This is a genomic window from Paraburkholderia humisilvae (genome assembly GCF_902859855.1).
Lineage (GTDB): Bacteria > Pseudomonadota > Gammaproteobacteria > Burkholderiales > Burkholderiaceae > Paraburkholderia > Paraburkholderia humisilvae.
Map to the genome: position 1 here is coordinate 1 of NZ_CADIKH010000125.1, position 8,860 is coordinate 8,860.

Annotated in this window: 6 protein-coding genes and 2 pseudogenes; 6 read left to right on the plus strand and 2 right to left on the minus strand. The window is 58.4% G+C overall.

Annotated features, from left to right (window positions below; all coding sequences use genetic code 11):
* Positions 1 to 112 precede the first annotated feature (112 nt).
* From HV796_RS38660 to HV796_RS38680, 6 genes and pseudogenes are all read left to right on the plus strand, one after another.
* Positions 113 to 970: pseudogene (locus HV796_RS38660) on the plus strand (SidA/IucD/PvdA family monooxygenase); the annotation flags it as partial.
* A complete protein-coding gene (locus HV796_RS38665) occupies positions 967 to 2,235 on the plus strand; it encodes an MFS transporter (RefSeq protein WP_175233070.1) in 1,269 nt (422 codons plus the stop codon). The pseudogene HV796_RS38660 and the gene HV796_RS38665, both read left to right, overlap by 4 nt.
* Positions 2,225 to 2,788, plus strand: a pseudogene (locus tag HV796_RS43595) (GNAT family N-acetyltransferase); the annotation flags it as partial. The gene HV796_RS38665 and the pseudogene HV796_RS43595, both read left to right, overlap by 11 nt.
* Positions 2,789 to 2,887: 99 nt before the next feature.
* Complete coding sequence (locus HV796_RS38670; RefSeq protein WP_217478160.1) at positions 2,888 to 4,774, plus strand: IucA/IucC family protein; 1,887 nt, start codon at positions 2,888 to 2,890, stop codon at positions 4,772 to 4,774.
* Positions 4,775 to 4,776: 2 nt separating this feature from the next.
* Positions 4,777 to 5,583, plus strand: coding sequence for a siderophore ferric iron reductase (locus HV796_RS38675; RefSeq protein ID WP_175233072.1), 807 nt, complete (start codon positions 4,777 to 4,779; stop codon positions 5,581 to 5,583).
* Between the two features lie 48 nt (positions 5,584 to 5,631).
* A complete protein-coding gene (locus HV796_RS38680) occupies positions 5,632 to 6,861 on the plus strand; it encodes an aromatic ring-hydroxylating oxygenase subunit alpha (protein WP_175233073.1) in 1,230 nt (409 codons plus the stop codon).
* Between the two features lie 700 nt (positions 6,862 to 7,561).
* On the opposite strand, the gene HV796_RS38685 is transcribed toward HV796_RS38680, so the two are convergent.
* The gene (locus tag HV796_RS38685; protein ID WP_175233074.1) at positions 7,562 to 7,741 is read right to left on the minus strand and encodes a DUF4158 domain-containing protein; all 180 of its coding nucleotides are present in this window, start codon (positions 7,739 to 7,741) and stop codon (positions 7,562 to 7,564) included.
* A gap of 113 nt (positions 7,742 to 7,854) precedes the next feature.
* A partial coding sequence (locus tag HV796_RS38690) for a DUF6537 domain-containing protein (protein ID WP_343053079.1) occupies positions 7,855 to 8,860 on the minus strand: 1,006 nt, incomplete at its 5' end.

The window sequence follows — 8,860 nt, forward strand, 5'->3', positions numbered from 1 at the left end:
TTCCTTCTCGAACCACGCCCGCTCATCCGCCTGTCGCTTGCCGGCCATTTCGCTCGCACACGAAACATAACGTGCACCAGGTTTCGCATCCGACTTGTGGGTAATTGCAAGGTCTGTGCCGCGACTACCCGCTTGTTGCGATGCTATGCGCGATCAATGCATTCACAGCGCGGACTATGTCGAGAGCAAGAGTGAACTGCAGAAAAAGCAATCGATCGCCGTGATTGGTAGCGGGCAGAGTGCTGCGGAGATCTTCTACGATCTACTCAAGGAAAGCGATAGCCACGACTATTCGCTCACATGGATCACCCGCTCCCCCCGCTTCTTCCAGATGGAGAACACAAAGCTCACTCTTGAAATGATCTCGCCAGACTATATCGACTACTTCTACAAACTTCCGAGTAACGTGCGCCAAAGCATCATCGCGAAACAGGATAGTCTTTATAAGGGCGTGAATGCCTCGCTCATCAACCGGATCTACGATCTGCTCGATGATCGCCGTAGCCGTGGTCGTCAAAACGCGCGGCTGATCACGAATTCCGAACTGACCGCCTGTCACTACGACCGCGTGGACGACCGCTACGAATTGCGCTTCGTGCAGCGCGACGAAGGCGTGCAGTACACGTACATCACCGACGGTGCGATCTTCGCAACTGGCTACACGCAGAACGTACCGGCATTCATCGACGGCATTCGCGAGCGCATCCGCTGGGACGACAACGCCCACTACCGCCTCTCGCGAAACTACGCTATCGACATCAACGAAGGGGAAATTTTCGTGCAGAACGCCGGGGTGCTGAGCCACGGGCTGACCAATCCTGACCTCGGCATGTGTTGCTATCGCAACTCGTGCATCCTCCGGGAGCTGACCGGCGTGGAGCATTACAAGATCGAGCAACGTATCGCGCTGCAAGACTTCTCCGTACCCGAGACGGACGCGTTCGTGAAGATCCCTTTGGAGGCGCGATGAAGCTGCGCAGTATGCTCATCCTGATGACCATCTGCGCCGTCATCAGCGACGCGGTCCTGATTCCCTTCTATCCGCAATTCTTCGCCGCGCGCTATGGGATGACGAGTCCGGTGCATGCAGGTGCCTATGTCGCATTCATTTCGATCATCGTGATGCTGACGTTGCCCGCCTGGGCACGAATCGCGAAACGGTTCGATGCCATGCATCTGCTTGTCTACACGCAATGTGCCGCCGGCGTCCTCTCGATCGCGAGCTACTGGGCGCCTACTTTGCCGCTCTTCTGGGTGCTGTCGCTGGCGATGTTTATGTGTAAAAGCAGCTATCTGCTGACGTATCCGTACCTGATGCGGCTCGAGCCGGCTGAGTCGCACGCGCATACGATCGGTCTACTGTCGGTGGTTGTGCACTTCGGTGCAATCGCGGGCGCCGCCGCGGGTGGTTTGGTGATGCAGGTCTGGGACGCGCAAACCTGCATCTTCGCGATGGCCGCCGGCGACTTCGCACAGATGGTAATCTGCATATGTCTGATCAGGTCGCACGCAATCGCGCGACGCTGCCGCTTCGCAGACGAAGCGACCGCTAGAACTTCGGCGCGTCCGAGGCTGCGCGCCCGTCTGCCGATCCTGCGTCTTGCGTTAGTGATGCTGACATTTGACTTCTGCGTGTACCTGATCCGGCCGTTCATGTCGTCATATTGGCAGAGGGCGAGCGGCTCGACGAGCGAGTTCGTCTCCGGGCTCGTCTTCGCGATTCCTGGGATGGCCGCGCTTCTGGCGTTGCGCATCAATAAGCACTGCGCCGATAAAGGCAGGCGACTGCCGGATTGGATTACCCCGAATCTGCTGCTGTGCACGGCAGGCATATTGCTGCAGGGCATCGAAGCGCCAGTATGGATCATCGTCGGGCGCGTGCTGTTCGGCTGGGCGCTTTTCCAGATCATCGTCCAGCTCGATGTGACGATGTTCGCGCTTAGCACGCCCACATCGTACGCCGCCGACTATAGCGTCATCAACTTCTTTCAGAACCTCGGCGTTCTGCTCGCCTCGTTCGCCGCGGGCATGATTGTCGATGAAACCAGCTTGCGCACGCCGTTCTTCATCGCCTCGGCGGGCATGTTGCTGTGCGTACCTATGGGCATCTGGCTGCTCGACCGCAAAGCTTCCGGTGATACGAAACACAGCGCACTGCCGGCAAATACGTTACCCGCCGACGCAGTATCTCGCAACAACCTTGCCAACCCAGGAGTCAGCGGACATGCGAACTGACATCGCCCCAGCCGAAATCGCGCTGCGCTCGGCCACGGTTTTACCAACTGCGCGAGCAGCACATGGTCCGTTGGGTCCCCTCGACTCGACGTTATGTGCGACCGTGGACGGGTTCTACATCCGCCCGCTCGACATCGGGCACGACGCTTCCACGCTGCACCGCTGGTTCGTCGAAGAACGCGCCGCCTTCTGGAACATGAGGGACAAGAGCGTGGACGAAGTCGCAGCGTTCTACCAGTCTGTCGAAGACTCGGGCCATGCCCGGGCGTGGATCGGCAGTCAGGACGGCGCGAGCGCATTTCTCTTCGAGAGTTACGACCCGGCGCACGACGAGGCCGGCGAACACTACGACGTGCGTCCTGGCGATCTAGGTATGCATCTTTTCGTGGGACCCGCCGAGAAGCCGGTGTCCGGCCATACTCGCCGCATATTCCAGGCTCTGATGCGGTTTCTCTTCGAGTGCCTGGATGCCGAACGTATCGTCGTCGAACCGGACGCGCGCAACACGCGAATCCATGCACTCAATTGTGCAATGGGTTTTGTCCATGTAAAGAACGTTTCGTTCCGCGAGAAAACCGCCTTGCTCTCGTTCTGCACGCGAGCAGACTTTTATGCCGCTCTTCAGAAAACCACCACAAAGGGACCTTCAGCCATGACTCAGCCGACGACGGAAGCATCGGTGCAACATATCATCCCGACGCCACAACAGGCCACCGAGCATCTCGCGCCCGACGTCTGGCACAACGCTAACCGCATGCTCGTGCGCAAGGCACTTGCCGAATTTGCGCACGAGCTAATCATCGAGCCACAGCGCGTCGGCGACGCGCCGGGCGAGGACCATGCGCGCTATGAAGTGAAGTCAGACGATGGCATGCACGTCTATAACTTCGAAGCACGTCAACTCGCGTTGCGCCACTGGGGCATTCGTCCGGAGTCGATCGTGTGCGCCCGAAAGGGCGAGCAACAACCGCTGGATGCTCTCACGTTTATCCTTGACGTGAAGGGCCGACTTGGGATCAAGGAAGAGATGCTTCCGATCTATCTCGACGAGATCAGCAGCACGTTGTACGGCGCGGCGTACAAGGCGGTGAAGGCCGGCCCCGAAACGCCTGATCTGCTAAGCGCCGACTTCCAGGCGATCGAAACTGCGATGAGCGAAGGTCATCCGGGCTTCGTCGCCAACAACGGCCGTCTCGGCTTCGACGCTGGCGACTACCGCGCATTCGCACCGGAAGCAGGCTCGCCGATTCAAATCGTGTGGCTCGCGGTCCACAAGGACGACGCCGCTTTTCACTCTTGCTCCGACCTCGACTATTCGCGCCTCATGGAGGAAGAACTTGGTGTGCCGACCATCGCGCGATTCAGGGAGGTTGTGGAAGCCCACCGCTGCCGCTTCGAAGACTACCATCTGATGCCTGCGCATCCATGGCAGTGGTTCAACAAACTCTCAATCGCGTTCGCGGCGTACGTAGCGACGAATCGCATCATCTGCCTCGGCTATGGAGACGACCGCTATCTAGCACAACAGTCGATCCGGACGTTCTTCAACGTTTCGGACCGCTCGAAACGCTACGTGAAGACATCGCTGTCGATTCTTAACATGGGCTTCATGCGCGGCCTCTCACCGTATTACATGTCCGGGACGCCCGCGATCAACGACTACATCAACGGGTTAGTGTCGAACGATCCTTACCTGAAAAGCCACGGCTTTACCATCCTGCGCGAGGTAGCCTCGCTGGGTTTTCGCAATCGCTATTACGAAGCGGCCGTACAGGCCGACAGCCCGTTCAAAAAGATGTTTTCGGCACTGTGGCGCGAGAACCCGCTGATACACGCGGGTGAGGGCCAGCGCCTGATGACGATGGCGGCACTGCTGCATACCGACCGGCACGGCCGTGCGCTGCTTCCCGCGCTTATCGAGGCGTCTGGTGTCACTACACAGGCATGGCTCGATTGCTACATGAACGCCTATCTCGCGCCGCTCGTGCATTGCTTCTATGCGCATGATCTTGTGTTCATGCCGCACGGCGAGAACCTCATCCTCGTGATGGAAAACCACGTGCCGATGCGTGCGATCCTGAAGGATATCGCGGAAGAATCCGCCATCCTCAACAAGGATGCGAAACTTCCCGACAACGTGAAGCGACTCGCGGTGGACGTGCCCGAAAGCGTGAAGCTGCTGGCTATCTTTATTGATGTATTTGACGGCTTCTTCCGCTATGTCAGCGAGATTCTCGTCGAACATGGATGCTGCTGTGAAGACGTGTTCTGGAATGCTGTGGCGCGCTGTGTTGCCCGCTATCAGGCAGATCACCCGCAGTTCACGCAGAAGTTTGCCGAATACGACCTATTCGCGCCAGAATTCCTGCATTCGTGCCTCAACCGACTTCAGCTTGGTAACAATCTGCAAATGGTCAATCTCTCCGACCCGGCGGCCAATTTGAAGATGGCGGGCAATCTGCGGAACCCACTCGCGGAGCGACGCGCTGTGCTATGCGAGTCTCGAACGCAGACAGGCTCCGAAGTGATCGAAGCATAAGCATGACGGCGAACCGCACACTGGAGGAAGTCCTGCACCTCGCCAATCGCATCGTGCCAGGCTTGCACGGGGTCGTCGCGAGCGGCGCAAGCCGTCCGCCGTCCTCCGCGAGCCCTTCCGTGCCGCGAACCCTGCACCGACGTCCGGCGCCCCGCAGTGGCAATCGCGTCGCGCTGGAGGCACTGTTCGCTCGCTGGGCTGCCGCATATCCCGAAGCCGGGCGGGCCTACTGGTCGCTGCGCTGCTGGAGCATTCTGATCTGGCAACCGATCTATCTGAGTGTCATTGGCGTGCACACTGCGCAATGTGCCGTATCGCTTGAGCACTTTGAGCAGTCAATCGAAAACGGCTGGACCCACGAAGTGCGGCTGCTCGGTCACGAGCCTGCACAAGGCGATCTCGCCGCGCTGATCGACCTCGCCTCGCGTGAAATTGCTGCCTGTTGCGCGCAAATTCTTGATGAACTGTCAGGGATTGCACGCCTCAATGCTCATGCCGCAATCGGCATGCAGGCCGATTGTGTTTTGGCAGCATTGCTTGCCCAGCGTTCGTCGCACCTCGCCTGGGACCATGCGCATATCGAAGCGCTCGGCGAGCGCTGGCTCGAAGCGCTCGCCCTCGTGGGTCGCAGCGGCTTTTTAGCTTACCCGTGCAGCGACGGCTCAAGCGGACTCGCCCTCGATCGGCAAACATGTTGTTACCACTATCTCCGACGTGATGGCGAATCTTGCAGTACATGTCCGCGTCTGGAAAAACACGAGCGCATCGCGCGCCTGAATGCGCGACGGGACATCACGCCAACTGTGTGAATGCGTAGTCGCAGAGGCGTGACATCCCGGCCGAAAAGGAGACAAACTATGAACAACATCAATGATATTCCGCACTTTGCTCCGTCGCCCGCGGCGGAACACGGACAATTGCAACTTCCGGCGAGCGTCTATTTCGATCAAGCGGTGTTTGAATGCGAAATGGCGTGCATCTTCTCGAACTCTGCGCTTTACTTGGGCCACGAGCAGTCGGTGCCCGAGCCAAACGATTGGCGCCGGCTGCTGCAGCACGAAGGCGGTCGCGTGCTGGTGCGCAATGAGGATGGCGTGCAGTTGCTCTCCAACGTCTGCCGGCACCGACAGGCCTTGATGCTAGGCGGTGAAACAGGTTACGGTGGTGACCCTTTGCAATCAAGTGGCAATCTGGCCGCGACTGGCGGCAACATCGTGTGCCCGCTGCACCGTTGGACATACGATCAGAAAGGCACATTGATCGGCGCCCCCGAGTTCGAACGCAAACCCTGCCGCAATCTTGAACGCTTCGCGGTGACGAATTGCCATGGACTCCTGTACGAAGGACCACGTGAACCGGCCAAAGATTTGGCCAGCGTATTCGAGCGTCCGGAGTTTGACTTTTCGGGCTATGTTCTCGACCACATCGAATCGCATACGTGTCGCTACAACTGGAAGACATTCATTGAGGTTTATCTGGAGGACTATCACGTTGCGCCGTTTCATCCAGGACTGGGAAATTTCGTGAACTGCAAGGCCGTTGATTGGGAATTCGGCGACACGTACAGCATGCAGCGCGTAGCCGTCCATGACGCGCTCGCGCATCCCGGATCGGATATCTATCGGAGATGGCATGACCGCTTGCTTGACTATCGCGGCGGCGATGCGCCCTCGTTCGGCGCGATCTGGGTGGCTTATTTTCCGACCCAGATGATTGAACTTTACCCGCATGTTCTTGTGGTGTCGACCCTCTATCCGAAAGGGCCGCAAGAGACGTTGAACATCATCGAATTCTTCTATCCTGAGGAAATCGCGGCTTTCGAGCGGGAATTCGTCGAAGCCCAACGGGCGGCCTATCTTGAGACTATGATTGAAGACGACGAAATCGCCGAGCGAATGGATGCGGGTCGTCTGCGCCTGCATCGGCGCGCAGTGAGCGACGCGGGACCGTACCAATCACCACTTGAAGACGGTATGCGGCATTTTCATGCGTGGTATCGGCGTGCGCTCATGACGTCGGCTGTCGGGGCACGGGAAGTGATGGATAAAGGGCATGCACTTTGTGTTATGGATGATTCTGTGACATGAGAACGGCTGAAATCCAGGGGCGTTAGTGCATAACGAGATGCGTTAACATCCCCGCTGGCGCAGTGCAGATCTCATTCGCTTCAGATATTGCCCTGCTTAATGAATCGACTCTGAATATATCGTGGTGCTTTTCGCGGCAAAGGGTTGAGGCAGAAAGTGGTTGATGCAATTGGAGGATCCTGGCACATTAAAGGAGAAATCCTGCAAATTCTTTCGAGGTTTGGATGGGTCCGAAGACACCGGTAAGCGAAGCAACTGCGGCCATGCGAGCCAGGTCATTCGGCCGTCGTCACGGCGTGACAGTAACTGATCGAGTCTTTGATCGTGATGGTCTAACAGATGCGGGCAGCATATCGTAGATGCGGCGGGTCGCGTGGGTAACCGCCTCCGCGCAGATCCGCTCAATCACGTTTGCGCCGGGCAGCAGGATTGCCTGTTAGCGCAGGTATCCGACCAGCGCCTGCGCGAGCGACAGACCCTTGTCGGTCTGCGTCGCCATATCAAGAAGCGAAAGGGCTTGCGCGGCCGGACGGTAGTCGGCTACAGTGACCAGTCAGATTTGGAGCGCGGCCTGCAATTCGAGCAAATGTTCGTGGCGCGTCTGGTCTCCACGTGGCACACTCTTTCCAGAGCGTCGGTTCGATGCTGAGCCGTTCGGCAACATACTCTCGTAGCGCAGACGGCGATTCGACGCCTGCGCCTAGGACAACCTCGGATAGCGCATGCAGCAGAGCTGGACAGCGACGCCCGGGCGATTGGTCGCGCCCCGGTGCTGCCCGATCAGCGACAGTTTCTCTTCGTTGAATGCGTAGTGACGGATGATCTCATCGTGGCTCTCCGGAAACGAGAAGAGACTGTCTCGCTCGGCAGGCGAGAGAATGGAACGTCGTGGGGTGGCTGGCTCGGCAACGGGAGGCCGTCATGGATTGCGGCACCGATTCCACCGGATTGACGGTTCGAAAAACGCACTGTAATCCGGTCTGTCGTCATAATCTATTTTATGACGACCACAGGAATGCTATCCAACGTTCCTGAGCTTCTCGTTTTAGCAAGTGCTTCCTTGACGGCCGCGCCCGTGGCCGCTTCGATACGAACACGCGCTGCCAGTTCGCGTTCGCTGCGCTTCACCGCGGCAAGATTCATCAACTTTACGTGACCGTAACCGCGCACTCGTGCATACAGATCAGCCAGTTTGATGATGTCTTCAGCGATCACATCGTTGACCATCACGAACGCTCGTTGCATCGTCATTTCATAGTCGGCTGACAGCTCGCGTTCCATCTGACGCTCGATGGTTCGGCCGAATGGATCTAGCATTGTGCCGCGTAGGTTGCGGCATTTCGCTATTGCGCCGAACACAGGCCACACCCATTGACCGAATGACCTCGTTTTCGGCTGCACCCCATTTCTCGCCTTCAGGATCGTCGGAGGCGCGAGATTGAACTTCACGCGAAAGTCTTTTCCCGCTACGCCGCCGAACTGTGTTTCCAGCGCCGACCGAAAGGCCGGATCTCTATGCAGTCTCGCAACTTCATACTCGTCCTTCACTGCAAGCAGACGATAGAACGTCATTGCCACCGACCGGGTCAGGCGAGCCTCGTGCGCACGTTCGAGTTTGCGCTCTGCGTGACGCGCCGCATCGACCAATGCTCGATACCTCTTTACATAAGCAGTGCCGCCGTAAGCCAGCAGACGCGCTTCACGATCGGCGACCAGAGCGTCGACCGTGTCAAGCGGCACGACTTGCTTGTTCGCATGTCGTTGCTGCCACATCGTGTCGAGCGACGCCGGGTCGGCGGCCGCCAGCCGCCCGATCGAAAACGCGAGCTGGTTCATCTGCACCGCGACGTTGTTCAATTCGATCACGCGCATCATGGCCGCGAACGACACGGGCACGAGCCCGAGCTGCCACGCGAAGCCGAGCATCAGGATGTTCGCGCCGATCGTATCGCCGAGAAAACGCGTCGCCAATGCCTGGGCATCGCATGACGAGAGCCGT

What these genes read in the sequence shown, in the direction of transcription:
- HV796_RS38665 (WP_175233070.1), top strand. Translation starts at nt 967, where the DNA reads ATGAAGCTGCGCAGTATGCTCATCCTGATGACCATCTGCGCCGTCATC.
- HV796_RS38670 (WP_217478160.1), top strand. Translation starts at nt 2,888, where the DNA reads ATGACTCAGCCGACGACGGAAGCATCGGTGCAACATATCATCCCGACG.
- HV796_RS38675 (WP_175233072.1), top strand. Translation starts at nt 4,777, where the DNA reads ATGACGGCGAACCGCACACTGGAGGAAGTCCTGCACCTCGCCAATCGC.
- HV796_RS38680 (WP_175233073.1), top strand. Translation starts at nt 5,632, where the DNA reads ATGAACAACATCAATGATATTCCGCACTTTGCTCCGTCGCCCGCGGCG.